The organism is Bacillus sp. EB600 (genome assembly GCF_024494385.1).
Classification (GTDB): Bacteria; Bacillota; Bacilli; order Bacillales; family Cytobacillaceae; genus JAEVLT01.
This window is the reverse complement of record NZ_JAEVLT010000008.1, coordinates 21,121-47,880: the sequence shown is the minus strand read 5'-3', so window position 1 is coordinate 47,880 and position 26,760 is coordinate 21,121. Positions and strand designations below refer to the sequence as shown.

Genomic DNA, 26,760 nt, shown 5'->3' with positions numbered 1-26,760 from the left:
GCAGCAAAAGCATCGCACGAAGAAAAAGCGTTAGCTTTTTCGAGGAGTCCATACGTCGCTAAATGGGCGCTTACGCTTTTAGATTGTAAAGATGAAAATTTGTTCGTTTTCAATCATAATGGAAAGATAGAGATGGAATAGAGTAGGGGGCAACGATTGTGAAGGATAAAAAAATATTGTTATGTGTAACCGGGGGAATAGCTGTTTATAAAGCAGTCGCCTTGACAAGTAAGCTTGTTCAGGCAGGAGCACAGGTTAAGGTGATGATGAGTGAATCTGCCGCCAAATTTGTCACACCATTATCCTTTCAAGCGTTATCCCGGAATGAGGTATATATCGATACCTTTGATGAGAAAAATCCACATGCCATCGCCCATATTGATCTTGCCGATTGGGCTGATCTTGTCATTGTGGCTCCCGCAACTGCCAATACGATTGGAAAAATGGCCTGCGGTATAGCGGATAATATGATTACAACAACATTCTTAGCAACACTTGCTCCGGTATGGATTGCTCCAGCTATGAATGTTCATATGTATGACCATCCGGCGGTCAAAAAGAACCTAGCTGTTTTAGCCGAATATGGCTGCCAATTTATTGAACCAAGTGAAGGCTTTCTGGCGTGCGGATACATTGGAAAAGGACGTCTTGAGGAGCCCGAAAAAATCGTCGCGTTGGTAGAGCAGTTTTTCCAAAAGGATCACTTAAGCTTAAGTGGAAAAAAGGTAGTTGTAACGGCAGGTCCCACGAGAGAAAAAATAGATCCAGTTCGATTTATTTCCAATCATTCAACTGGAAAGATGGGCTATGCACTTGCTGTAGCCGCTAAAAATGCTGGTGCAGAAGTCGTCTTGATTTCGGGTCCTGTTTCACTTTCAGCTCCTGCAGGTATCGAAATATTCAAAGTGGAAAGCGCCCAAGATATGTACGAGGCTGCCGTAAATCATTTTGACGAAGCAGATATAGTAATAAAAACAGCTGCAGTTGCTGATTATCGTCCAAAGACTTCCTATGACCATAAAATAAAAAAACAGCCCGGAGACTCAGTTATTGAGCTTGAACGAACCAAGGATATCCTAAAAGAGCTTGGCTCAAGGAAAATCAATCAGGTTCTTGTCGGGTTCGCCGCTGAAACGGATCATGTTGAAGAATATGCCGCCAAGAAATTACGGGAGAAAAATGCTGATATGATCGTGGCCAATAATGTCAAAGAGGCGGGGGCTGGCTTTGGTACTGACACGAATATTGTAACTCTATATAAAAAGGATGGAACGGTCACAAGCCTGCCGCTCATGGCAAAACAAGCAGTAGCAGAAAAGATTATCGCTGAAATTACCCTGTTATTGAAGGATATGGGAAAATGAATATTGCCAGTGTCATCGTAGATGTCCCTGCAAAGCAAACGGATAAAGCGTTTGATTATTTGATCCCGGATAAATGGCTCGACATTATCCAACCTGGGATCAGAGTCATCGTCCCGTTCGGACCAAGAAAGATACAGGGGTTCGTCATCGGTACAAAAGCCCAATCGGACTTTGCTAAATTGAAGGAAATAATCGAACCAATTGATTTAGTGCCTGTCTTAAACAAGGAATTATTAGAGCTGGGGCATTGGTTAACCGAAAGCACGTTAAGCTTTAAAATAGTAACCTACCAAGCTATGCTGCCGGCTGCCCTAAAAGCAAAATATGAAAAGAAAGTAAGCCTTGCCCCAGGTGTAAAACCAGCGGAATTACCAGGGGAACTTCAGCCGTTTTTTATAAGCAATACAGCTATCACCTGGGACATAGCCTTAAAGTCTAACCTTGAGCGTACATTGCATAAAGAAGCGGCAAAGGGACGTTTAGAAGTTATCTATGAGGTGAAAGAACGACTTCATAAGAAAAAATTAAAATTTGTGCTCCCCTTGCTTCCCGTACCTGAGTTAACAAGTGAACTGGGTCAATTACCAGCAAGAGCCGAAAAACAAAGAGAGCTAGTAAGCTACTTCATCGCGAATCCAAGTCCAATTGAGTTAAGAAAGCTTAACGAATTAGGCTTTGGTTCGTCTTCAGTGAAGGCACTTGCGTCTAAAGGGTTACTTGAAGAAAAGGATATGGAAGTATATCGTGATCCATATGAGCATCGTGAATTCAAGCGAACAAGTCCGCTTCCATTAACAGTTTCACAAACAGCGGCGATTGAGCCAATTCTTGATACAATCGAAAATAATCTATATAAAGTGTTTTTACTCTATGGAGTGACAGGGAGCGGTAAAACCGAAATTTATTTGCAATCGATTCAGGAAGTCATTAACAGAGGGAAAGAGGCGATTGTCCTCGTACCGGAAATTGCCTTAACGCCGCAAATGGTGAACCGTTTTAAAGGAAGGTTTGGCGATCTTGTAGCGGTTATGCACAGCGGACTTTCTGCAGGTGAAAAATATGATGAGTGGCGAAAAATTCAGCGCAAGGAAGTAAAGGTAGTTGTCGGGGCCAGGTCGGCTATTTTTGCGCCTTTTGAAAATTTGGGCATTCTTATCATTGATGAAGAACATGAAACAAGCTATAAGCAGGAAGAAATGCCCCGCTATCATGCAAGGGATGTAGCAATTGAACGGGCAAGAAATTACAATTGCCCTGTTGTATTAGGCAGTGCAACACCCTCGTTGGAATCCTTTGCGAGGGCCCAAAAAGGGGTTTATCAACTGTTAACTCTTCCAAGCCGAATGAATAATCACGCCATGCCTTCGGTTGAGATCATTGACATGCGTGAGGAGTTGCGCGGTGGAAATCGATCGATGTTTTCAAGGACGCTATTGGAAAAATTAACAGACCGGGTTGAAAAAAAACAACAAACGGTTCTGTTTTTAAATAAACGTGGTCATTCATCATTTGTGATGTGCAGGGATTGCGGCTATGTCGTCAATTGTCCAAATTGTGATATTTCCTTAACTTATCATCGTGTAAACCAGCAAATGAAATGCCACTATTGCGGCTATGAGGGACGCGTTCCAACAACGTGCCCGGAATGTTCGAGCGAGCATATCCGCTATTTTGGAACTGGAACACAGAAGGTGGAGGAGGAACTGGGAAAAATCCTTCCCACTGCAAGAGTCATCCGGATGGATGTTGATACGACAGGCCGAAAGGGGTCACATGAGCGGCTGTTAACGGATTTTATGGAAGGGAAAGCAGATATCCTATTAGGCACACAAATGATTGCCAAAGGGCTTGATTTTCCGAATATTACCCTTGTTGGGGTTCTTTCTGCTGATACGATGCTGCATTTACCTGATTTTCGCTCGTCAGAAAAAACATTTCAGTTGTTGACACAAGTGAGCGGGCGCGCAGGTCGTCATGAGCTTCCTGGTGAGGTTGTCATTCAAACCTATACTCCGGAGCATTATAGTATTGTCTTTGCAGGTAAACAAGACTTTGACCTTTTTTACCACCAAGAAATGATGGTACGGAAGATTCATAAATACCCGCCATTCTATTATCTTGCACTGATCAATGTCAGCCATGAACAATTAATGAAGGCAGTATCGGTAACCGAAAAAATTGTAAATTATGTCCGTTCTCGCCTTTCAAATGAAACGGTGGTACTAGGCCCAGTGGCATCTCCTATCTCACGCATTAACAATCGGTACCGCTATCAATGTCTCATTAAATACAAACGAGAGTCCAGCTTGGCAGAAACACTTAAGAATGTCCTTAACCAGTATCAGAAGGAAGCGCACACTGGCCTGCAGGTTTCAGTTGACACGAATCCGTTTATATTGATGTAGATCGGCGGTTGATCTGGTTTTGAATAAAAAAATTTTGGTGAAAATGAATAATAGCAAAAAAAAGCGGAAGCGCCCGTTTAGCGAAGTACACCAGTCGCTGGGCGTTTGAGCTAGATAGTTATCTAAGATCTAAAACTTTATACGAATTTTTATTAAATGCTAATTGGAGGAAACACTTTGTCTGTTAAGAAAATAGTAATGTATCCAGCTGAAATATTAGAGCAGGAGTGCAAGGAAGTAACCAAATTTGATAAAAAACTAGCCAAGCTGCTTGATGATATGTATGATACCATGATCGAATACGATGGAGTCGGTCTTGCCGCTCCACAAATTGGCTTGGACCAGCAAATTGCTGTTGTTGATGTTGATGATGATCATGGCACAATCGAAATGATCAATCCACGAATTCTTGAAACTTCCGGCGAGCAAACAGGACCAGAGGGCTGCTTAAGCTTCCCGGGTATATATGGGGAAGTAACAAGACCTGATTTCGTAAAAATTGAGGCACTTGATCGCAAAGGGAAAGCATACACACTGAAAGCGGAGGGATTCTTGGCGCGGGCGATCCAGCATGAAATTGACCATTTGCATGGCATTTTATTTACCTCACTTGTTTCAAGATATTTGACGGAAGAAGAGCTAGGGGGGCAGGAAGAAGGATGACGAAAATCATTTTTATGGGCACTCCCGATTTCGCAGTGCCGGTTTTACAGCAAATAATGAATGATGGCTACGAGGTAATCGCAGTCGTGACACAGCCAGATCGTCCAGTGGGCAGAAAGAGAGTAATGACTCCTCCTCCTGTAAAAGTGGAAGCACAAAAACAAGGAATCCCGGTTTACCAACCGGAAAAGATTCGAGACAAGGTAGAGCTTGAAAAAATTCTCGCTTTAAAACCTGAGCTTATTATTACTGCTGCCTTTGGGCAGATTTTACCTAAGGAGCTTCTTCAAGCACCGAAACATGGCTGCATTAACGTTCACGCTTCACTTTTACCAGAGCTGCGCGGAGGTGCCCCAATTCACTATGCGCTCCTAAAAGGAAAAAAGAAGACAGGAATCACGATTATGTATATGGCTGAAAAGCTTGATGCAGGTGATATTTTAACACAGGTAGAAGTACCGATTACAGATGAAGACATTTTAGGAACATTGCACGATAAGCTAAGTGCTGCTGGATCAAAATTGTTATCTAAAACATTGCCGCCGCTTCTTGCTGGAAAGCTTACCGCCATCCCGCAAGACGAAAGTGCGGCAACGTTTGCTCCAAATATTAAACGAGAACAAGAAAAAATTGATTGGACAAAAACCGGAGAGGAAATATTCAACCACATCCGCGGGCTTAATCCGTGGCCTGTTGCTTTCACTGTTTTGGATGGGAAAGTGTTAAAAATCTGGCGGGCAGATAAAATTCCCGGTCAATTTGATCGTGCACCTGGGACAATTGTGGAAATAGGACAGGCTGGAATAACAGTTGTAACCGGAAATGATACCTGTATTCAAATTAAAGAACTTCAGCCTTCTGGTAAAACAAAAATGTCTGTTGAGGATTTTTTAAGAGGTGCCGGGTCCAAACTAACGACAGGGGTAAGACTCGGAGATGACAATGAATTCTAAGAAAAAGAATGTCCGTGAAACAGTACTGGATCTGCTTGATGCAATTGAAAAAAACCAATCGTACAGCAATCTGCTTTTGCATCACGCGATTGAAAAAAATGATTTGCCCACCAAAGACATCGGTCTATTAACTGAATTAACCTATGGTACACTGCAAAGAAAAATGACGTTGGACTTCTTTTTAAAACCTTTTATAAAAAAAGCGAATAAAATTGAAGGCTGGGTCCTAAATTTGCTGCGGCTTACCCTCTATCAGATGGTTTATCTTGATAAAATACCAGATCGGGCTGCAATTTACGAGGCAGTGGAAATTGCCAAGAAACGCGGTCATAAAGGAATTGCAGGTATGGTCAACGGTGTGTTAAGAAGCATTCAGCGTCAAGGGCTTCCGTCACTTGAAGTCATCACAGACCCCATCGAACGGCTCTCCATTGAGACAAGTCATCCTGAATGGCTTGTCAAAAGATGGGTTCAGCAATTTGGCTTTGAAAAAACAAAGGAAATGGGCGAGATGAACTTAACGGCACCACTGCAAACGGCACGAGTGAACAGGACCAAAACAACAAGAGAGGACTGTGCAAAACGTCTTGAGGAGGAAGGATTTCAAGTTGAACTGAGTCCGATCATTCCTGAAGCGATCAGAGCACTAAAGGGAAATCTGGCCTCTTCGACTGCTTATAAAGATGGATTGTTAACGATCCAGGATGAAAGCTCAATGCTCGTTGCTTACGCACTTGGAGTAACCAACGATGAAGTCGTGTTAGACGCTTGCGCTGCTCCGGGTGGGAAGAGTACCCATATTGCCGAAAAAATGAACAATAGCGGTCAGGTTATCTCGCTTGATCTTCATGAACACAAGGTTAAATTGATTAACGATAATGCCAGACGGCTAGCTTTAAGCAATATAAAAACGCAGACAATGGATAGCCGCCATGCTCCGGAAAGTTTTGAGCATGAGTCCTTTGATCGGATTCTTCTCGATGCCCCTTGCTCTGGGCTGGGTGTGATGAGAAGAAAACCGGATATGAAATATACAAAAAAAGAGCAAGATATATATCAATTAAGCAACATTCAGCAAGACCTGCTGGAATCCGTCTCAACCTTAGTAAGAAAAGGCGGTGTGCTTGTTTATAGCACATGTACGGTGGACCAAGAAGAAAATGAAAACACAGTTAGGACCTTTTTGAAGAACCATCCACAATTTGAAGGTGATCCGTCCTTTAAGGACAGGATGCCGGCAGCAGTCCAGCCGCACATTACCAGTTTCGATCTCCAGGTTTTTCCGCAGGACTTTGGTTCAGATGGTTTTTACATTGCTTGCTTAAGAAAGAAGGTTTAATAGTTGGAACAAACAAATACAACTGAAGTAAACGAAACAATCAAAATGAACAAGCCGTCGATCTATTCAATCCAACTCCCCGAATTGAAGAATTGGCTGACGGAAAACGGTGAGAAGCCGTTTCGTGCCGAGCAAATTTATGACTGGTTATACAAAAAAAGAATATCCTCTTTTGATGAAATGAGTAATTTAGCAAAAGGTCTAAGGGATAAGCTGGATGACAGCTTTCAGCTGACGACTCTAAAAACAATTATTAAGCAAACCTCTTCTGATGGCACGATTAAGTTTTTATTTGAGCTTCATGACGGCTATTCAATTGAAACGGTGTTAATGCGCCACGATTATGGAAATTCTGTTTGTGTAACGACTCAGGTTGGCTGCAGGATAGGTTGTACCTTTTGTGCGTCCACATTAGGAGGCCTAAAGCGCCACCTTGAAGCCGGGGAAATTGTTTCCCAGGTAGTAACCGTTCAGCAAGCGTTGGATGAAACAGATGAACGGGTCAGTTCAGTTGTCATTATGGGAATTGGTGAACCGTTTGATAATTATGATAACATGCTTGGTTTCTTAAAAATTATTAACCATGAGAAGGGTCTTAATATAGGCGCCCGTCATATTACTGTTTCTACAAGTGGAATCATTCCAAAAATATACACGTTTGCTGATGAAGATATGCAGATTAATTTTGCTATTTCCCTTCATGCTCCTAACACGGAATTAAGGTCAAGATTAATGCCGATTAATAAAGCATATAAACTTGATGACTTAATGGATGCAGTGCGGTATTATATCGATAAGACCGGGCGTCGAATAAGCTTTGAATATGGTCTGTTTGGTGGAGTCAACGATTCAGTTGAACATGCAGAGGAATTATCCCGTCTAGTAAAGGGAATTAAATGTCATGTCAACCTTATTCCAGTTAACTACGTTCCAGAACGGAATTACGTTAGAACGCCAAGAAATCAAATTTTTGCTTTTGAGAAAGCATTAAAGAAAAATGGTATCAATGTAACCATACGCCGAGAGCACGGACATGATATCGACGCAGCATGTGGACAACTTCGTGCAAAGGAGCGGAAAGAGGAGACGAGGTGACAAAATGAAAGCAGTGTTTATGACAGACCGGGGTAAAGTTCGCCAGCATAATGAAGATTCAGGGGGAATTATCCAAAATCTTGATGGTCATCGCCTAGCCATTGTTGCCGATGGAATGGGCGGTCACCTTGCTGGTGAGGTTGCCAGTGGAATGACGTTAATGGAGTTAAAAAAGCAGTGGGAAGGAACAAAAGGGATTACAACGGCTGATCAAGCAGAAGAATGGCTAAAAGAGCAGATTTTACATGTAAATCAACTTTTGTATGACCATGCCCGTAGTAATTCTGAATGTGATGGAATGGGGACAACAATTGTTGCGGCCATTAGTACCGAACATTTTGCAACAGTTGCTAACATTGGAGACAGCCGTTGTTACTTGTTAAATGAATCAGGTTTTAATCAGGTTACAGTAGACCATTCCCTTGTAAACGAGCTTGTTCGGTTTGGGCAAATATCAAAAGAGGATGCTGAGCACCATCCACGCAAAAATGTGTTACTGCGTGCCTTAGGAACAGAGGAAACGGTCGAAATGGATATTAAAACGATTATGTTTGAAGAAGGCGATTGTCTATTATTATGCTCTGACGGATTGTCTAATAAAGTTAGTGAACGAGAAATGAAGGAAATTCTCTCAAGCGATTGTTTACATGACCAAAAGGCCGCAAAGCTTATTTCTCTCGCCAATAATTATGGCGGTGAAGATAACATTTCCCTAGCGATTGTTGAGTTTTCTGAACCTAGTGAAGGTGTTGAATAAATGATGATTGGGAAAAGAATAAGCGGCCGTTATAAGATTTTGGATATGCTCGGCGGCGGGGGAATGGCAAATGTTTACCTTGCTCATGATATGATCCTCGACCGCAACGTAGCCGTAAAAATGCTGCGACATGATTTAACCAATGATGAAGAATTTATTCGTCGTTTTCATAGAGAGGCGCAATCAGCTACAAGCCTAATACATCCTAATATTGTGAATATCTATGATGTTGGCGAAGAGGATAACATTTATTATATCGTCATGGAGCATGTGGACGGCCAAACATTAAAACAATACATACAGCAATTTTCCCCATTAAGGGTAGAAGAGTCAATTGAAATTATGCGGCAGTTAACATCAGCAATTGCACATGCCCACCAAAATAATATTATTCATCGGGATATTAAGCCCGATAATATTTTAGTGGATCGGGAAGGAAATGTAAAAATAACTGATTTTGGCATTGCAATGGCATTAAGTGCCACAAGGTTTACCCAGACCAATGCAGTCCTAGGCTCCGTCCATTATTTATCACCTGAACAAGCCCGCGGCGGCATGGCGAATAAGAAGTCAGACATCTACTCGTTAGGAATCGTCTTGTTTGAACTTTTAACAGGTAGACTTCCTTTTTCTGGGGAATCGGCAGTTTCGATCGCCCTAATGCATTTACAGTCTGAAACACCGTCAGTAAGAAGATGGAACCCTACTATACCGCAAAGTGTTGAAAATGTTGTTTTAAAAGCAACAGCAAAGGATCCCTTTCATCGCTATAATAGTGTCGAAGACATGGAAGAGGACCTTCGAACCGCACTTGATCCTGAACGTTTACATGAACCAAAGTTCTTTATTCCGATTGATATAGATGCGACAAAAGCAATTCCGATCATCACAAGTGATCCGAATATTAAAAGTTTGGACGAAACCCTCGTTCATAATACAGATAAACATATTTTAAAAGCAATGGATGAACCAAAAAAAGGGAATGATAAGAAAAAACGCAAGAAGTGGCCCATTATTTTACTATCAACTTTCGCGGCCATTGTCATTATTGGGATCCTAACTGTTTTTGTGTTACCTAGCCTGATGTCACCGAAGGATGTGACTATTCCGGATGTCAGCGGTATGAAATTTGATGATGCGGTAACCTCACTTGTTTCAAAAGGATTTGTAATAGGTAAAACGAATGATATACCAGATGATACGATCGAAAAAGGTAAAGTTATTAAAACGGATCCTTCAGCTCGAACAACAGCAAAAGAGGGTTCGAAGATTAATCTCTATACATCCACTGGTAAAAAGAAATATGAACTTAGCGATTACACAAGCCGTCAGTATGACGATGTTGTCAGTTTGTTAGGAAATAAAGACTTTAAAGATATTAGCAAAAAAGAGGTTAATGATGAAAGTGATCCTGGAACCATTATCGAACAAGACCCGCCAGCAGGGAAAAAGGTAACTCCTGAAAGTACAAGTTTGATTTTTACTGTTAGTAAGGGACCAAAACAAATCATTCTAAAAGATCTGACCCAATATAATTCAACAGCGGCCGTTGATTATGCTCAATCTTTCGGTTTATCTATCGACACCAGCCAACAGCAATACAATGACACCATCCCAGCTGGAATGGTTATCTCTCAGTCACCAGCGGCTGGGACAGAAATGCACAAGGGTGACAAGGTAACCGTCGTTATTTCAAAAGGCAAAGAAGAAAAACCGCCAAAAACGGTTACTAGGGAATTGTCCATCGCCTATCAACCTAAAGTCCCAGGACAACCGCAGGAAGTACAAATTTATATCGATGATATGAATCACAGCTTGACAGAACCGTCGGAAACAGTTTATATTACGCAGGACATTAAACGAACAATTGAACTGAAAATTGAAGAAGGCAAAAAGGCTGAATACAAAGTAGTCCGCGAGGGTTCGGTAATTAGTGATGATTTCGTTGATTATAATGCTGCTGAGTAAAGAAAAGATTGGTATAAAAGGCTGCGATTTTTAAGCAACGGGTTGGGGGATCTTTACGATAAAGCTAGAAGTGTCCTAGAAGCAATCAGGGCAAGGAGGTTGCTATGCCTGAAGGTAAAATAGTCAAAGCATTAAGTGGTTTTTATTATGTCTTGCAAAACGAGGGAATTATCCAATGTCGTGGCAGAGGGATATTTCGTAAAAACAAAATTACTCCTCTTGTTGGCGATGAAGTTGTTTTTCAAGCAGATAATGATCTAGAAGGCTATATTCTTGAAGTGAAAGAACGTAAAAATGAATTAGTCCGTCCGCCAATCGCGAATGTTGACCAAGCCATTCTCGTTTTTTCTGCTGTAGAGCCTGATTTTAGCCCGAATTTATTGGATCGTTTTCTGGTCCTCATTGAATTTAACCGTATTAAACCGCTTATTTGTATTACAAAATTAGATTTAGCAACGGACGAACAGCATGCAGAAATCGAACAATATGCGGAACAATACCGTCTTGCAGGTTATGAAGTAATTCTAACCTCCAGTGAGACAGACTTTGGGATTGAACTGCTCTACCCACACTTAGAAAATAAAATTTCGGTGTTTGCTGGCCAATCAGGAGTGGGAAAATCATCTTTATTAAATGCATTAAAGCCCGAGCTGGCTTTAAAAACCAATGATATCTCCTCACATCTTGGCCGGGGGAAGCATACAACCCGACATGTGGAATTAATTCATGTTGGTCATGGTCTAGTAGCTGATACCCCAGGATTTAGTTCGTTGGAATTTACAAATATCGAAGCAGAGGAGTTGACATACTGCTTTCCTGAGCTTCAGAAGGCAAGTGAGGATTGCAAGTTCAGAGGCTGCCTTCATCTAAAGGAACCAAAATGCGCTGTAAAGTCAGCAGTCGAGGCGGGAGAAATTCCTTCGTATCGATATGAGCACTATATTGATTTTTTGAAAGAGATAAAAGATAGAAAGCCGAGGTACTAAAAGATGGTAAAAATTGCTCCGTCTATTTTATCTGCAGATTTCGCAAAATTAGGGGAAGAAATAGTAGATGTGGAAAAGGGTGGTGCAGATTTCATCCATGTCGATGTAATGGATGGACATTTTGTCCCGAATATCACGATAGGACCCCTGATTGTGGGTGCCATAAGGCCGATCACGAAGCTTCCGCTTGATGTTCACCTGATGATTGAAAATCCCGACCAGTATATTGAAGCATTTGCAAAAGCAGGTGCTGATTATATTACCGTTCATGTGGAAGCCTGCAGGCATCTGCACCGGACCATTCACTTGATTAAATCATTTGGGGCAAAGGCTGGAGTTGTGTTAAATCCGGCAACACCGATCGAAACCCTTCAGCATATTATGGGGGATATTGATATGGTACTGCTAATGTCTGTCAACCCTGGTTTTGGCGGACAAACATTTATTCCTGAGGTTTTGCCTAAAATAAGGAAAGTAACCGAATTAGCGGCAGAAAAAGGAGTTAATATTGAAATTGAAATTGATGGCGGGGTAAATCCTGAAACAGCAAAGCTTTGCATTGAGGCAGGGGCAACAGTTCTTGTTGCAGGATCCGCTATTTATAATCAAGAGGACCGGGGAAAAGCAATTGAATTAATAAGGGGTTAATGGGAGAAAAGCTGGCGTCATTGCTGGCTTTTTTCTATGGTAAAGGGCGGAGCACCATAAGAGAGAATCAGTATATCCGATGGTAGTGAAAAATATTCATTTTGCGAGTCGATTATAATGAAGCCTAGCTCTGCTCACACCGCCTTTATTTATTGGAAAGGATAGTTCTCTGATCATATTTACAGGGTGAAAAGGGGTAATATTTGATGATAATCAACATTTTAGGAGGGGGACCTGTTGACCTGCTCCCTGATTTAAATAATTACAATGAAAAAAATAGTATCTGGGTTGGAGTCGACAGAGGGGTGTTTACATTAATTAGAAGCGGGTTTCGACCCGCGATTGCCTTTGGTGATTTTGATTCAGTAACAAATGGTGAATTAACGGAAATTGAAACCATTGTAACCCAGCTTAAGAAATTTAAGCCAGAAAAAGATGAAACGGATATGGAATTGGCCTTAAACTGGGCGTTAGAGCAAAAGCCTGACAAAATCCGTCTTTTTGGCGCAAGCGGCGGTCGGCTTGATCATTTTTTCGCGAATGTTCAATTATTGATTAAACCGGTTTTGGCAGGAATCGAGACTGAGATTTTACTTATTGATCACAGCAATGTCATTTATCTCAAAGGTCCCGGCAGATACCAAGTTGAAAAAATGATTGACAAAAAATATATTTCTTTTGTTCCCGTATCGTTAAACATCAATAAACTTACACTTGAAGGCTTCAAGTACCCATTGAAAGATTGTCATATTTCAATGGGTTCCACATTATGTATTAGTAATGAGCTTATTAGGGATTATGGTACTTTTTCTTTTTCAGAAGGCATATTAATAGTTGTAAGAAGCAGTGACTAAAAGCATTAGAAAAGTAAGTACTTATTTCTTTCCTTTGAATAATATGTTAATGCGCATGCATATGTAGAGCAGTGTAAGATGGTGAGGAGGGACAATAATGAAATTTTATACAATTAAACTGCCAAGATTTTTAGGCGGACTTGTCCGGGCGATGATTGGTGCTTTTAAGAAAAACGATTGATTATAAATGCGGGTTAATGAATAAAAATTGAATTCAAAAAACTGAGCACCCTGGTACGGGTGCCCTTTTAATTTTATAAATAAAAAGACATCCCATTAAGGATGCCTAATCATATATTACACGCGTTCTACTTTACCAGATCTTAAAGCTCTTGTAGAAACCCAAACACGTTTAGGCTTTCCATCAACAAGAATACGAACTTTTTGAAGGTTTGCACCCCATGTGCGCTTATTAGCGTTCATAGCGTGAGAACGTGCGTTACCAGTAGTTGTTTTCTTACCAGTTATAACACATTTACGTGGCATATTTTTCCCCTCCTTAACGACCAAAAGCTTTTATGCTTTAAAAAGACTAATTTTAGATGTTTCCATCGGTTAGATAAAGAAATATGGCTCGCCATGTTTCCTGCCCAAAGATACTTTAATAATTTATCATACAACTTATTCAATTGCAATAGTTGAACGCAAAGCTTTCAAGAAAAATACCTTTACATCATGAAAGGCTGAAGCGCCCGTTTAGCGACGTATGGACTGGAGCAAATCGACTGAAATAAGGCGAAACTTCAATCAGAAAGTGCTTTTCTCACTGATTGTTAGTTGAGCCAACCGGGTTTTTACGGGCAGTTGAGAATCTACTGCCCGTTAATACGCGGCAAAGGAACACGAAGCGCGTTAGCGCATTCGTGCTTGACTTATCGTAGGGAGATGTGCGAAGTACATTAGTCGCTGGGTGCTGAAGCTAGACAGTTATCAAAGTTAAAAGAATGACATATATTTTGAATTGGGCTTATGAGCAATAGTACACATACAAGTATGTCTTTCAAAAATGAATAGACTATAGTAAAATGACTGTAACCAACGAGCATTGTAAAGGGGGAACGATTCATGTCCATTGAATTAAAAACTAAGCTGGGACAGATTGATATATCAAATGAAGTAATCGCCACCATTGCAGGGGGAGCAGCCATTGATTGCTATGGCATCGTCGGAATGGCCTCGAAAAATCAAATTAAAGATGGACTAACAGACATATTGAGAAGAGATAATTTCACCAAGGGTGTTATTGTCCGTCAACAAAATGAAGAAGTACATATTGACATGTATATTATTGTTAGCTATGGAACGAAAATTTCAGAGGTTGCTCATAATGTGCAATCAAAAGTTAAATACACACTCGATCAGACTGTCGGACTCTCCGTTGACTCCGTAAATATTTTTGTTCAAGGAGTCCGCGTTACGAACTCGTAGTGAGGAGGAAGTTTTGTGTCAATTACAACATTAGACGGAAAACGTTTTGCAGAGATGGTGATTCAAGGTGCAAATCAACTAGCAGCGAATGCAAAAATGGTCGATGCCTTAAACGTTTTTCCTGTTCCAGATGGTGATACAGGAACGAATATGAATTTATCGATCACCTCCGGGGCGAAAGAAGTTAGAAATAATATTCAAGAACACATTGGTAATGTTGGGAAAGCACTTTCAAAAGGACTATTAATGGGAGCACGTGGAAACTCTGGGGTTATTCTTTCCCAATTATTTCGAGGGTTCGCTAAGAATATTGAAAACAAAGCTGTGATATCTGGAAAAGAATTTGCCCTTGCACTTGAGTCAGGAGTTGAAACTGCCTATAAGGCGGTTATGAAGCCTGTCGAAGGAACCATTCTAACGGTTGCAAAAGATGCGGCCAGCAAGGCTGTTCAGGCATCACAAAAAACGGACGATATTGAGAAAATTATGGGAGAAGTTTTAAATGAAGCAAAAGCTTCTCTGAAACGGACTCCAGATTTATTGCCGGTTTTAAAAGAGGTTGGTGTTGTTGATAGCGGCGGCCAAGGACTTGTTTTGGTATATGAAGGCTTTTTTGCTGAGTTAACAGGCGAAAAATTGCCTTCATCACCTGAAAGCTTGCCAACAATGAATGACTTGGTTACTGCCGAACATCATAAAAGTGTTCAAAGCTATATAAACACGGAAGAAATAGTTTTTGGCTATTGTACCGAATTCATGGTGAAGTTTGAAAAAGATAAGCTGGTTAAGCATCCATTTAAAGAGGAAGCTTTTCGGAATGAACTTGGAGGGCTTGGGGATTCCTTGCTTGTGGTAGCAGATGAAGAGCTTGTAAAGGTACATATTCACTCCGAACAACCGGGAACCGTTTTAAGCTATGGTCAACGGTTTGGAAGCTTGATTAATATAAAAATTGAAAATATGCGCCAACAGCATACGAATATTGTCGGTGATGCCTATACACCGCTTGTTTCTGACAAGCCGCAAAAACCCAATGATATACATGAATATGGGATTGTCGCAGTATCAATGGGCTCTGGGGTTGCAGACCTTTTCCGTAGCATTGGGGCTACTAGGGTTATTGAAGGCGGTCAAACGATGAATCCTAGTACTGAGGATATCGTGAAAGCAATTAAAGAAGTAAATGCGAAAAAAGTCTTTATTTTACCAAATAATAAAAATATTTTCATGGCGGCTGAACAGGCGAAAGAAGTGAGCGAAGAAGAAGTATATGTCATTTCGTCAAAAACAGTCCCCCAAGGACTTTCAGCGCTGCTTGCTTTTAACCCTGATTCTGATGTGAAAGATAATGAAACAGCTATGAATCAAGCTTTACACAATGTAAAAACAGGCCAAATTACGTTTGCTGTCCGTGATACCCAAATTGATGGGCTGGAAATTTTAAAAGATGATTTTATGGGCATAGCTGAGGGGAAAATTATTGGTAAAGATAAAGATAAACTAAAAGCTGCCGAGGATCTGCTTGATAAAATGGTTGATGCAGATTCCGAGATCTTAACCATTATTTATGGTGAAGGGGTAAGTGAAAACGAGGTAGACGCTTTAACAGAGTACGTAGGAGAACATTATAAAAATATCGAAGTGGAAGTCCATAACGGCAAGCAGCCGATTTACTCATTTATCTTTTCAATCGAATAAAACCGAAAAGTGGAAGCACCCGGTAAGTGCTGGAGCTGGACAAATCTCATAGGTGAATGAAAAAAGATAAATTCTAATATGGTAAAATAAGAAGGGGCAAGTTCCCTTCTTTTTTACTTGTTTAAAAAAATATTGCACAGGGAGGGTTGGCGGCAGCACCGACAGGCCGTAATAGGAAGAAAAGACCTTCGGTAGCCCGGTTAAAATCGTGAATCAAAATCTTACACAAGCTGTTACGGTCTTAAAGGGGATTGGCGAAGAAACGGCCGAGTCCCTTGCAGAAATGAAAATTTTTACAGTCAAAGATCTAGTAGAATATTTTCCTTATCGTTATGAAGATTACCGGCTCCGCGATTTAGCAGAAGTCAATCATGATGAAAAAGTGACGGTTGAAGGGAAGGTTCATAGTGAGCCTTCTCTTGTCTATTATGCAAGAAAGAAGTCGAGATTAACGGTTCGTCTTTTAGTTGGCCGTTATCTCATTCAAGTAGTATTTTTTAACCAACCCTATTTAAAATCAAAGCTGGCTATAAACGAGACGATTACTGTAACCGGAAAATGGGATCAGCACCGGCAAACGATTACCGGAAATGAACTTAACGTTGGTCCATATTCAAAAGTGAAAGACTTTGAACCTGTTTATGCGTTAAAGGGCAAAATAACGATGAAAGGGCTTCGCAAGTTTATTACGCTTGCTTTTCATCAGTATGGACATTTAATTGAAGAAACACTACCTGATCTGTTTTTAAAAAAATACAGATTGTTAAATCGCCGCGATTCATATCGAGCGATGCATTTTCCGATGAACCAGGAGGATGTTAAGCAGGCAAGACGAAGAATCGTTTATGAGGAGTTTCTTTCCTTTCAGCTAAAAATACAGGCATTAAGAAAATTTGAACGGGAACATTCAAAAGGTCAGGCACAAAACTATGAACTGAGAAAACTGAATGAATTTATTGATTCGCTTGCTTTTCCACTGACAAATGCACAAAAACGAGTTGTTAATGAAATTCTTAAGGATTTAAAATCACCGTTTCGGATGAACCGCCTGCTCCAGGGCGACGTTGGCTCGGGAAAAACTGTGGTTGCAGCCATTGGGCTTTATGCAAGTGTAACAGCAGGGTTTCAAGGTGCACTGATGGTTCCTACAGAAATATTAGCAGAGCAGCATGCCGAGTCATTGGAGCAGTTATTTGCCCCGTTTGGAATTCGCTGCGCATTGTTGACTAGCTCGATTAAAGGAAAACAACGAAAAGAACTTCTTTTGAAGCTTGCTGAAGGAGAAATCGATGTTTTAATTGGAACGCATGCCTTGATTCAGGATGAGGTAGTATTTCGCAGACTTGGGTTAGTGATTACCGATGAACAGCACCGCTTTGGGGTGGAACAGCGTCGGGTTCTTCGCGAAAAAGGAGAAAATCCTGATGTTTTGTTTATGACAGCTACCCCAATCCCAAGGACATTGGCGATCACGGTATTTGGTGAAATGGATGTATCGATTATTGATGAGATGCCTGCAGGCAGAAAGGCAATTGAAACGTATTGGGCCAGGCAGGAAATGCTAGAGCGGGTGCTGGCATTTATGGAAAAAGAATTGCGGAAAGGGCGTCAAGGTTATGTTATTTGTCCGCTTATTGAAGAATCCGAGAAAATAGATGTCCAAAACGCGATCGATGTTCACAGCACCTTAACCTATTACTTTCAAAATCGCTATACGGTAGGTCTCATGCATGGACGCTTACATGCGGAAGAAAAAGAGGCTGTTATGAAGTCATTCACTATCAACGACGTGCAGGTTCTTGTTTCAACGACAGTAATTGAAGTAGGTGTAAACGTTCCAAATGCAACAATCATGATCATTTATGATGCCGAACGTTTTGGCCTCTCCCAGCTCCACCAGTTGCGGGGACGCGTTGGCCGCGGCAGCGAACAATCCTATTGTATCTTGCTTGCTGACCCGAAATCAGAGGTTGGCAAGGAAAGAATGAAAATCATGACAGAAACCACTGATGGCTTTGTGTTAAGTGAAAAAGACCTAGAGCTTCGTGGGCCAGGGGACTTTTTTGGAAAGAAACAAAGTGGCGTTCCTGAATTTAAAGTTGCTGACATGGTCCATGATTACCGGGCCCTTGAAACAGCAAGAAAGGATGCTGCCGCTCTGATTGACTCACAAACATTTTGGACATCCGACGAGTATTTATTGCTAAGAAACGAACTAGAAAAATCTGGAGTATTGGAAGGAGAAAAGCTGGACTAAGGGCGCTTCCGCTTTTCTTTTTTTCTTGCAAATTCCCCCCTCGAATTTTATACTACTATTAGTACCTAGTCATAAGATCTCGGACGGTGTTGGAAAATGAGGATGAATAAGCGGGAACGGCAAAAATTACTAACTGCTACAATTAAAGAAAACCCCTTTATTACAGATGAAGAATTGGCAGATAAATTCTCTGTAAGTGTGCAGACGATACGTCTTGACCGGCTTGAGTTGTCCATCCCTGAATTGCGTGAACGGATTAAAAACGTGGCTGAAAAACGCTTTGACGATGAAGTACGTTCATTGCCGCTTGAGGAAGTCATCGGTGAAATAATTGATATGAATTTGGATCATAATGCGATTTCAATATTTGATGTAAAGCAAGAACATGTTTTTAAGCGGAATATGATTGCACGTGGACATCACGTTTTTGCTCAGGCAAATTCACTGGCCGTGGCTGTTATTAACGATGAACTGGCCTTAACAGCCAAAGCAAATATTCAGTTTAAGCGCTCGGTTAAAATAAACGAACGGGTTGTGGCAAAAGCAAAGGTAATGAAAATAGATAATGAAAACGACAGGACTTTTGTTGAAGTAAATAGCTATGTTAACAATGAACTTGTTTTCACAGGAGAATTTGAAATGTACCGCCAAAACATTGTAAAAGGGTGAGGAACATGAAACTGGCAATCGATGCTATGGGCGGCGATAATGCCCCAAAGGAAATAATCCTTGGTGCAATGAAAGCAGTTGAAGCATTTTCTGATATACATATCACCCTCTTTGGGGATGAAAAAAAAATTAAGGAACATGTAAAAGATCATAATCGGATTACGATTGTCCATACCGATGAGGTTATACTTGGAACGGACGAACCTGTTCGTGCTGTCCGCCGTAAAAAAAATGCTTCAATGGTTCTGGCTGCTCAAGCTGTAGCAGATGGCAAGGCTGATGCCTGTATTTCTGCCGGAAATACAGGCGCCCTAATGGCTGCAGGACTTTTTATAGTTGGCCGGATTGAGGGAATTGAACGTCCCGCATTAACGCCAACCCTGCCAACGATTGGCGGAGAAGGCTTCCTGCTGTTAGATGTAGGGGCAAATTCGGATGCAAAACCGGAGCATTTGCTGCAGTATGCAATTATGGGTTCCATCTACACTGAAAAAGTACGTGGGATTGCAAATCCCCGGGTCGGGCTTTTAAACATTGGAACAGAAGAAAAAAAAGGAAATGATCTAACCAAGCATGCATTTAGTTTATTAAAAACAGCCAATCTTAATTTTATTGGAAATGTCGAAGCACGGGATTTGCTTGACGGCGTTGCAGACGTGGTTGTTACCGACGGCTTTACAGGCAATATGGTGTTAAAATCAATCGAGGGCACAGCTCTTTCCGTCTTTAAAATGGTAAAATCCGCGCTAACTAGCAGTTTAAAAAATAAACTGGCCGCAGCGGTTTTAAAACCGGAGCTTTATAAGCTGAAAAATAAGATGGATTATTCAGAATATGGCGGTGCGGGTTTGTTTGGCTTAAAGGCGCCTGTTATTAAAGCCCATGGCTCTTCTGATGCCCAGGCAGTGTTTAGTGCCATTCGCCAAGCAAGAATAATGGTAGACAAACAAGTAACCGGACTCATTAAGAATTCAATCGAGGAATCAACAAAATCATCATTATAAAGAGGTGTTGAAATGGGAAAAACCGCATTTATCTTTCCAGGACAGGGTTCCCAAACTGTTGGAATGGGACTAAGTCTGGCTGAGATGCATCCGAATGTAAAAGCGATATTTCAAAAAGCAGATGAAAAATTAAATGCTAAGCTAAGCAAAATTATTTTTGAAGGACCGCAAGAGGAATTAACCTTAACCGTAAATGCTCAACCCGCTTTATTGACCACAAGTATTGCGGTCTTAGAATTTTTCCGTGAGTCCGGTGTTCAGGCTGATTTTGTAGCAGGACACAGTCTTGGGGAATATACAGCACTTGTTGCTGCAGGCGCACTCACCTTTGAAGAAGGGGTCTACCTTGTCCGCAAACGTGGAGAGTTCATGGAAAGTGCAGTACCAAATGGGGAAGGGACAATGGCTGCTGTGCTCGGACTTGATCGCGATCGACTTTCTGAAGTAACCGAGTCTGTAACCGAGTCCGGTTATCCTGTGCAACTTGCCAATCTTAATTGCCCAGGCCAAATTGTCATCTCCGGGACAACAAGAGGCGTTGAGTTAGCAGGTGTAAAAGCAAAAGAAGCAGGTGCAAAAAGAGTGCTGCCTTTAGTTGTCAGCGGCCCGTTTCATTCTTCGTTAATGAAGCCTGCAGCCGGTCAATTAAAAGCAGAACTCGATAAAATTGACATGAAAAATGCAAAAATACCTGTTATTGCCAATGTTACGGCTGAACCAATTTATGAAGCTGGTGTGATCAAAGAAAAATTAATTGAACAGCTTTATTCCCCTGTTTTATGGGAGGATTCTGTTTCAAAAATGATTGACCTTGGTGTCGATACGTTTATTGAAATTGGTCCTGGTAAGGTTCTTTCCGGCTTAGTGAAGAAAGTCAGCCGCAGTGCAAATACTTATTCCGTTTCCGATGAAGAGAGTGCTCTCGCAGTGATCGAAGCATTGAAGGAGGAGAAGCAATGAATTTAGAAGGAAAAGCAGCCCTTATCACAGGAGCATCAAGAGGAATCGGCAGGGAGATAGCGCTTGAACTTGCACGTCAGGGTGCAAATGTAGCGGTAAATTATGCTGGCAGCGAAGCAAAAGCAAATGAGGTAGTCGATGAAATAAAAAAAATGGGAAAAGAAGCGTTTGCGATTAAATGTGATGTTTCAAATGCTGAAGAAGTAGCAACAATGATAAAAGAAACTGTTGACCGCTTTGGCCATCTTGATATACTCGTCAACAATGCCGGGATTACGAAGGATAATCTCCTAATGAGGATGAAGGAAGAAGAATGGGATGACGTTATCAATATAAATCTCAAAGGTGTCTTCCTTTGTACCAAAGCTGTTACAAGACAGATGATGAAGCAGCGTGATGGACGAATTATCAATATAGCTTCGATTGTAGGTGTGAGCGGAAACGCAGGACAGGCTAACTATGTTGCCGCCAAAGCTGGAATTATCGGCTTGACCAAAACAACGGCAAAAGAGCTTGCTTCCCGAAATATTACTGTTAATGCGATTGCACCAGGATTTATATCAACCGATATGACAGATAAATTAACCGATGAAGTAAGATCGGAAATGCTAAAACAGATTCCATTAGCCCGCCTGGGAGAACCGAAGGATATTGCCAAAATGGCTGCTTTTCTTGCTTCAGAAGATAGCTCCTATATGACGGGACAAACCCTTCATATCAACGGCGGCATGTTTATGTAGTCAGGCAACCTCGCTTTAAAGGGCAGTAAGATACCCGTTTAAGGCTTGCTTAGAAAAACAATGATAAATATTGGAAAAAAAGTCCTCACTGATGGAAGTTTCACTATTATTTCATCAATATCCATTTGAATTTTTTGTGATATACTCTATAATAGCTTGAGGGGAGGTGAACGAGCATGGCAGATGTAAAAGAACGTGTTACAAAGATCATTATCGACCGTTTAGGGGTGGAAGAATCAAAGATAACACTTGAGGCTTCCTTTAAGGATGATCTTGGTGCAGATTCCCTTGATGTTGTTGAACTAGTAATGGAATTGGAAGATGAGTTTGATATGGAAATTTCTGACGATGATGCTGAAAAGATCACTACAGTGGGTGATGCTGTTAATTACATAAATAGCAAAAAGTAATCGTTGGATTTGATTGTAAAGCTCCGTTTTCAAACGGGGCTTTCTTCTATATTTGGCCAAAAATAAGAAAGCATGATCTAATTACCTCTAATTTCACTCCGATTTTTAAAAACTACCTTTGCCTTTTAAACGCATTTTTTTTAAACTAGTAATGGTGTAAATTAGATAAAAGGTAAAGACTTGATGCGCAAAATGGAAAGGAAATCGATATGAATATGAATCGCGCAAAAGAAAATCAATTTAAAGACCTACAAAAACAACTCGACTTTTTTTTCACTGATGAGAAATTATTAAAACAAGCTTTTACTCATTCATCCTATGTGAATGAGCATCGCAGAAAGCCTCATGAAGATAATGAGAGGCTGGAATTCTTAGGAGACGCGGTACTAGAACTGACTGTTTCAAAATTTCTATTTAAAAAATATCCGCTAATGAGCGAAGGCGAGCTGACGAAATTAAGAGCAGCAATTGTTTGTGAACCCTCTCTTGTAGACTTTGCCAATGAACTAAGCTTTGGTAAATTCATTTTATTGGGAAAAGGGGAAGAATTAACAGGCGGAAGAGAGCGTCCAGCGTTACTTGCTGATGTCTTTGAAGCGTTTATTGGAGCTCTTTATTTAGATAAAGGACTCGAAATAGTCATTGAATTTCTAGAAAAAGTTGTCTTTCCGAAAATAAACGCTGGTGCTTTTTCTCATGTGATGGATTTTAAAAGCCAATTGCAGGAGTTAGTACAAAGGGATGGGACAGGAGTGATTGAATATCGCGTCCTCCAAGAAAAGGGTCCTGCCCATAACCGTGAATTTGTTTCCCGCGTTTCTCTTAATGGAGAAGAATTAGGTACAGGGACGGGAAAATCCAAAAAAGAAGCAGAGCAGCATGCAGCCCAAATGGGATTAGCAAAATTAAAGGCAAAAATCGACCTGTAACGTGACCAGCTTAGGGAGGAACTAGAATGTATTTAAAACGGTTAGATGTTATGGGGTTTAAATCCTTTGCCGACCGGATTGGAGTCGATTTTGTTCGCGGGGTAACAGCAGTCGTTGGCCCAAATGGAAGTGGAAAAAGCAACATAACCGATGCGATTCGCTGGGTACTGGGTGAGCAGTCTGCCAAGTCTCTAAGAGGTTCGAAAATGGAAGATATCATATTCGCCGGCAGTGATTCAAGAAAGCCCCTTAATTTCGCCGAAGTGACACTTACTCTGGACAATGAAGAGCAAGGACTGGCCATTGACTATAATGAAGTAAGCGTCACTAGAAGAGTCTTTCGCTCTGGCGAAAGTGAGTTTTTTATTAATAAACAATCATGCAGACTCAAGGATATTATCGATTTGTTTATGGATTCTGGCCTTGGTCGAGAAGCTTTTTCAATTATCAGCCAAGGGAAAGTAGAAGAAATTTTAAACAGCAAGGCAGAGGACCGCAGAACAATTTTCGAAGAGGCTGCTGGTGTTTTAAAATATAAAAACCGGAAGAAAAAAGCAGAAGTAAAATTAATGGAGACACAGGAAAATTTAAACCGTGTTTATGATATTTTGCATGAGTTAGAAAGTCAAGTAGAGCCATTAAAGATCCAAGCTTCGATTGCCAAGGATTACTTAGAGAAAAAAGAAGAATTGGAACAAATTGAAGTGGCTTTAACGGTTTTTGAAATTGAAGATCTTCATCAAAAGTGGGAAAGGCTTTCCGAACAGCTCGAAGAACATAAAACAGACGAAGTAAAGCTTTCAACCGATCTGCAAACAAGGGAAGCAAAAATAGAAGAAGCAAGGGATCATCTTAGCGCACTTGATGAGTCTATCAGCGATTTGCAGAATGTCCTTCTCCATGCGAGTGAAGAGCTGGAAAAGCTCGAAGGACGAAAGGAAGTTCTGAAGGAGCGCAAGAAAAACGCAGCACAAAACATCGGACAGCTTGAAAAAAACATTCAAGAGTTTACAGAGAGGGTTGCTTTGTTGACCGAACAGCGGGGCACCCAGGCTGAGTCAGTAAAGACTCTTAGTAAACAAGCGAATGATCTTCAGACCAAATTAAAGGAAAAAAAAGAAAAACTGCAACTATTCACAGAAAATATCGAAGAAAAGATTGAAGCATTAAAAAGTGACTATATTGAGCTTCTAAATGAACAGGCTGGTGCCAAAAATGAACGAAAATACATTGAACAGCAACTGGAGCAGCAGGAACGAAAGACTTCTAGACTTGATGTAGAAAATGGGAAATTCATCGCCAGCCGGCAAGATGCTGAAGCTAAAAAAAGGTCGATCCAAACATCCTTAGAACATGTTCAACAGCTCTTAGGTGACCAGGTCGTTTTGTTTCGGGAGCTGGAGCAAAAGCTTGAAGCCTTGAAAAATAATTACCAAAAGCAAGAAAAAACCTTGTACCAGGCCTACCAATTTCTCCAGCAGGCAAAATCGCGGAAAGAAATGCTTGAGGAAATGGAGGAAGATTACTCGGGATTCTTTCAAGGAGTAAAAGAAATCTTAAAGGCGCGCGGCAAACTGCAGGGGATTGAAGGAGCGGTTGCTGAGCTTGTCCAGGTTCCAAAGGAATTTGAAACAGCAATCGAAATTGCGCTTGGAGCTTCGCTGCAGCACATTGTTGTGGATACTGAACAAAATGCCCGCACGGCAATTCAATATTTAAAGCAACATTCTTTTGGCAGGGCGACGTTTCTGCCGTTAACAGTCATCAAAGGAAGAACGTTGTCTTCAGCGCAATTGTACTCGCTTCAAAATCATCCTGCCTATGTGGGGACCGCAGCAAGTTTAGTGAAGTTTGAGCCAAAGTATTTAGAGGTTATGAATAATCTTCTTGGTAATGTAGTCATTACCAAGGACTTAAAAGGCGCAAATGACTTGGCAAAAATCCTTCAGTACCGCAGCCGTTTTGTTACACTTGATGGTGATGTCGTGAATCCGGGCGGATCGATGACAGGCGGTGCGACTAAACAAAAATCATCCTCCCTGTTAACAAGAAAAGTCGAACTCGATGAATTAAAAGGTAAAATAGCGGATATGGAAACAAAAACCGCAAACCAAGAGGGAATGGTTAAAGGGTTAAAAGAGGATATCCAAAATTTGGAACAACGACTTAGAGCCATGCGTAAAGATGGAGAAGAGCTGAGAATAAAGGAACAGGCAATCAAGGGTGACCTTCGCGAAGCTGAGCTTGAGGAAAAAAATGTGAATGAACGTCTTGCCATGTATGATATGGAAAAAGAGCAGTATTCCGAAGAGCGAATCCGCTTGACAGAAAGAAAAGCTAATTTAGAAAAAGAGCTCGTTGCTTTTCAGGAGAAAATTGCTACGCTTGATCAATTAATTGCTGCGCTGACACAGCAAAAAACAAATGACATGACATCAAAAGAAACGCTAACAACCGAAATGAATGATTTGAAAGTGGAATTTGCAGCCAAGAATGAGCAGTTTATGAATGCGAAAGAGCGTCTTTCCATTATTGAGGGTGATCTTGAGGATAGCAGCCAAAGGCTGACTATTTATACAGAGGACCTCGAGCTGCTTACTTCCGAAATGACAAACAGTTCGTCTGGTGAAGAACAGCTGGAAACAGCAGCAAAACAAAAACAGCAGGATAAAGATGAAACGCTTAAGCTAATCTCTGTGAGAAGGCAGGAGCGTCTTGAGCTTCAGACCGTACTTGAAGATATTGAGCTAGAGGCCAAGGAAATAAAGCGGCGCCATAAAGGAATGGTCGAGGTTTTAAAGGATGAAGAAGTAAAGATTAATCGTTTGGATGTTGAGCTTGAAAACCGGCTTGCCCAGCTTCGCGAGGAGTATTTATTATCGTTTGATGGGGCAAAGGAACAATATCCGCTTACCATTCCAGTTGAGGAAGCACGCAAAAAGGTGAAGCTAATAAAACTAGCCATTGAAGAGCTTGGAAACGTCAACCTCGGAGCAATTGAAGAATATGATCGTGTCTCGGAAAGGTATGAGTTCCTGAATGAGCAGAAGACTGACCTACAGGAGGCAAAGGACACGCTCTTTAAGGTAATCGATGAAATGGATGAGGAAATGAAAAAGCGGTTTGAGCATACCTTCTCTGCCATTCGTTCCCACTTTGAACCGGTTTTCCGTTCCTTATTTGGAGGAGGCAGAGCGGATTTAAAATTAACTCATCCGGAAGATCTGTTAAACACCGGAGTTGAAATAGTGGCTCAGCCGCCAGGTAAAAAACTGCAAAACCTTGGCCTTTTATCAGGAGGTGAGCGGGCATTAACCGCAATCGCTCTGTTATTTTCGATTTTAAAGGTTCGGCCTGTACCTTTTTGCATTCTGGATGAAGTCGAAGCGGCACTTGATGAAGCCAATGTCTATCGTTTTAGTCAATATTTGAAAAGATATAGTGAGGAAACCCAGTTTATCGTTATTACCCATCGTAAGGGGACAATGGAAGAGGCTGATGTCCTGTATGGTATAACAATGCAGGAATCTGGAATCTCTAAACTTGTATCAGTCAGGTTGGAGGATACGAAGGAATTAGCTGACCTATCGAAATGAGGGCGGCACTTGATCTAAACGAAATGGATGTGACCGT

The 26,760-nt window shown here is 41.1% G+C and carries 23 protein-coding genes; 22 read left to right on the top strand and 1 reads right to left on the bottom strand.

Annotated features, from left to right (window positions below):
* The first annotated feature begins 155 nt into the window (after positions 1 to 155).
* The 12 genes from coaBC (at position 156) to spoVM (ending at position 13,213) form a co-directional block, all read left to right on the top strand.
* The gene (gene coaBC, locus JN080_RS10735) at positions 156 to 1,364 is read left to right on the top strand and encodes a bifunctional phosphopantothenoylcysteine decarboxylase/phosphopantothenate--cysteine ligase CoaBC (protein ID WP_256236151.1); all 1,209 of its coding nucleotides are present in this window, start codon (positions 156 to 158) and stop codon (positions 1,362 to 1,364) included.
* Positions 1,361 to 3,769, top strand: a complete 2,409-nt coding sequence (priA, locus tag JN080_RS10730) for a primosomal protein N' (RefSeq protein ID WP_256235987.1) — start codon at positions 1,361 to 1,363, stop codon at positions 3,767 to 3,769. The genes coaBC and priA overlap by 4 nt, the downstream gene beginning before the upstream one ends.
* 177 nt (positions 3,770 to 3,946) lie before the next feature.
* Positions 3,947 to 4,432 (top strand): peptide deformylase, encoded by a 486-nt coding sequence (gene def / locus JN080_RS10725; protein WP_256235986.1) that lies wholly within the window; start codon positions 3,947 to 3,949, stop codon positions 4,430 to 4,432.
* Complete coding sequence (fmt, locus tag JN080_RS10720) at positions 4,429 to 5,385, top strand: methionyl-tRNA formyltransferase (protein WP_256235985.1); 957 nt, start codon at positions 4,429 to 4,431, stop codon at positions 5,383 to 5,385. The genes def and fmt overlap by 4 nt, the downstream gene beginning before the upstream one ends.
* A complete protein-coding gene (rsmB, locus tag JN080_RS10715) occupies positions 5,375 to 6,724 on the top strand; it encodes a 16S rRNA (cytosine(967)-C(5))-methyltransferase RsmB (protein WP_256235984.1) in 1,350 nt (449 codons plus the stop codon). The genes fmt and rsmB overlap by 11 nt, the downstream gene beginning before the upstream one ends.
* Before the next feature lie 45 nt (positions 6,725 to 6,769).
* Positions 6,770 to 7,819 (top strand): dual-specificity RNA methyltransferase RlmN, encoded by a 1,050-nt coding sequence (gene rlmN / locus JN080_RS10710; RefSeq protein ID WP_375141643.1) that lies wholly within the window; start codon positions 6,770 to 6,772, stop codon positions 7,817 to 7,819.
* A gap of 4 nt (positions 7,820 to 7,823) precedes the next feature.
* The gene (locus tag JN080_RS10705) at positions 7,824 to 8,576 is read left to right on the top strand and encodes a Stp1/IreP family PP2C-type Ser/Thr phosphatase (protein ID WP_256235982.1); all 753 of its coding nucleotides are present in this window, start codon (positions 7,824 to 7,826) and stop codon (positions 8,574 to 8,576) included.
* A complete protein-coding gene (pknB, locus tag JN080_RS10700; protein ID WP_256235981.1) occupies positions 8,577 to 10,544 on the top strand; it encodes a Stk1 family PASTA domain-containing Ser/Thr kinase in 1,968 nt (655 codons plus the stop codon).
* A gap of 104 nt (positions 10,545 to 10,648) precedes the next feature.
* Positions 10,649 to 11,530: a ribosome small subunit-dependent GTPase A gene (gene rsgA, locus JN080_RS10695; protein ID WP_256235980.1), complete on the top strand. Its 882-nt coding sequence runs from the start codon at positions 10,649 to 10,651 to the stop codon at positions 11,528 to 11,530.
* 3 nt (positions 11,531 to 11,533) lie between these two features.
* Positions 11,534 to 12,178 (top strand): ribulose-phosphate 3-epimerase, encoded by a 645-nt coding sequence (gene rpe / locus JN080_RS10690; RefSeq protein ID WP_256235979.1) that lies wholly within the window; start codon positions 11,534 to 11,536, stop codon positions 12,176 to 12,178.
* Between the two features lie 206 nt (positions 12,179 to 12,384).
* On the top strand, positions 12,385 to 13,032 hold the full coding sequence (locus JN080_RS10685) for a thiamine diphosphokinase (protein WP_256235978.1): 648 nt from the start codon (positions 12,385 to 12,387) through the stop codon (positions 13,030 to 13,032).
* A 97-nt stretch (positions 13,033 to 13,129) separates the two neighbouring features.
* Positions 13,130 to 13,213, top strand: a complete 84-nt coding sequence (spoVM, locus tag JN080_RS10680; RefSeq protein WP_256236150.1) for a stage V sporulation protein SpoVM — start codon at positions 13,130 to 13,132, stop codon at positions 13,211 to 13,213.
* A gap of 116 nt (positions 13,214 to 13,329) precedes the next feature.
* On the opposite strand, the gene rpmB is transcribed toward spoVM, so the two are convergent.
* Positions 13,330 to 13,518, bottom strand: coding sequence for a 50S ribosomal protein L28 (gene rpmB / locus JN080_RS10675; RefSeq protein ID WP_256235977.1), 189 nt, complete (start codon positions 13,516 to 13,518; stop codon positions 13,330 to 13,332).
* Between the two features lie 579 nt (positions 13,519 to 14,097).
* Between rpmB and JN080_RS10670 the strand changes: the two genes are divergently transcribed.
* The 10 genes from JN080_RS10670 to smc all read left to right on the top strand — a co-directional run bounded on the left by JN080_RS10670 (position 14,098) and on the right by smc (position 26,723).
* Entirely contained in the window at positions 14,098 to 14,460 is a 363-nt protein-coding gene (locus JN080_RS10670; protein ID WP_256235976.1) for an Asp23/Gls24 family envelope stress response protein, read from the top strand.
* 15 nt (positions 14,461 to 14,475) lie between these two features.
* Entirely contained in the window at positions 14,476 to 16,158 is a 1,683-nt protein-coding gene (locus JN080_RS10665; RefSeq protein ID WP_256235975.1) for a DAK2 domain-containing protein, read from the top strand.
* A gap of 208 nt (positions 16,159 to 16,366) precedes the next feature.
* Positions 16,367 to 18,415 carry an ATP-dependent DNA helicase RecG gene (gene recG, locus JN080_RS10660; RefSeq protein WP_256235974.1) on the top strand — a complete coding sequence of 683 codons (2,049 nt, stop codon included), beginning with the start codon at positions 16,367 to 16,369 and terminating at the stop codon, positions 18,413 to 18,415.
* Positions 18,416 to 18,511: 96 nt separating this feature from the next.
* The gene (gene fapR / locus JN080_RS10655; protein WP_256235973.1) at positions 18,512 to 19,084 is read left to right on the top strand and encodes a transcription factor FapR; all 573 of its coding nucleotides are present in this window, start codon (positions 18,512 to 18,514) and stop codon (positions 19,082 to 19,084) included.
* 5 nt (positions 19,085 to 19,089) lie between these two features.
* A complete protein-coding gene (gene plsX / locus JN080_RS10650) occupies positions 19,090 to 20,088 on the top strand; it encodes a phosphate acyltransferase PlsX (protein ID WP_256235972.1) in 999 nt (332 codons plus the stop codon).
* A gap of 12 nt (positions 20,089 to 20,100) precedes the next feature.
* On the top strand, positions 20,101 to 21,048 hold the full coding sequence (gene fabD, locus JN080_RS10645) for an ACP S-malonyltransferase (RefSeq protein WP_256235971.1): 948 nt from the start codon (positions 20,101 to 20,103) through the stop codon (positions 21,046 to 21,048).
* Positions 21,045 to 21,788, top strand: coding sequence for a 3-oxoacyl-[acyl-carrier-protein] reductase (gene fabG / locus JN080_RS10640; RefSeq protein ID WP_256235970.1), 744 nt, complete (start codon positions 21,045 to 21,047; stop codon positions 21,786 to 21,788). The genes fabD and fabG overlap by 4 nt, the downstream gene beginning before the upstream one ends.
* 176 nt (positions 21,789 to 21,964) lie before the next feature.
* Complete coding sequence (locus JN080_RS10635; RefSeq protein ID WP_256235969.1) at positions 21,965 to 22,198, top strand: acyl carrier protein; 234 nt, start codon at positions 21,965 to 21,967, stop codon at positions 22,196 to 22,198.
* Positions 22,199 to 22,407: 209 nt separating this feature from the next.
* Complete coding sequence (gene rnc, locus JN080_RS10630; RefSeq protein ID WP_305473911.1) at positions 22,408 to 23,127, top strand: ribonuclease III; 720 nt, start codon at positions 22,408 to 22,410, stop codon at positions 23,125 to 23,127.
* Between the two features lie 26 nt (positions 23,128 to 23,153).
* Positions 23,154 to 26,723, top strand: a complete 3,570-nt coding sequence (gene smc, locus JN080_RS10625) for a chromosome segregation protein SMC (RefSeq protein WP_256235968.1) — start codon at positions 23,154 to 23,156, stop codon at positions 26,721 to 26,723.
* Positions 26,724 to 26,760 lie beyond the last annotated feature (37 nt).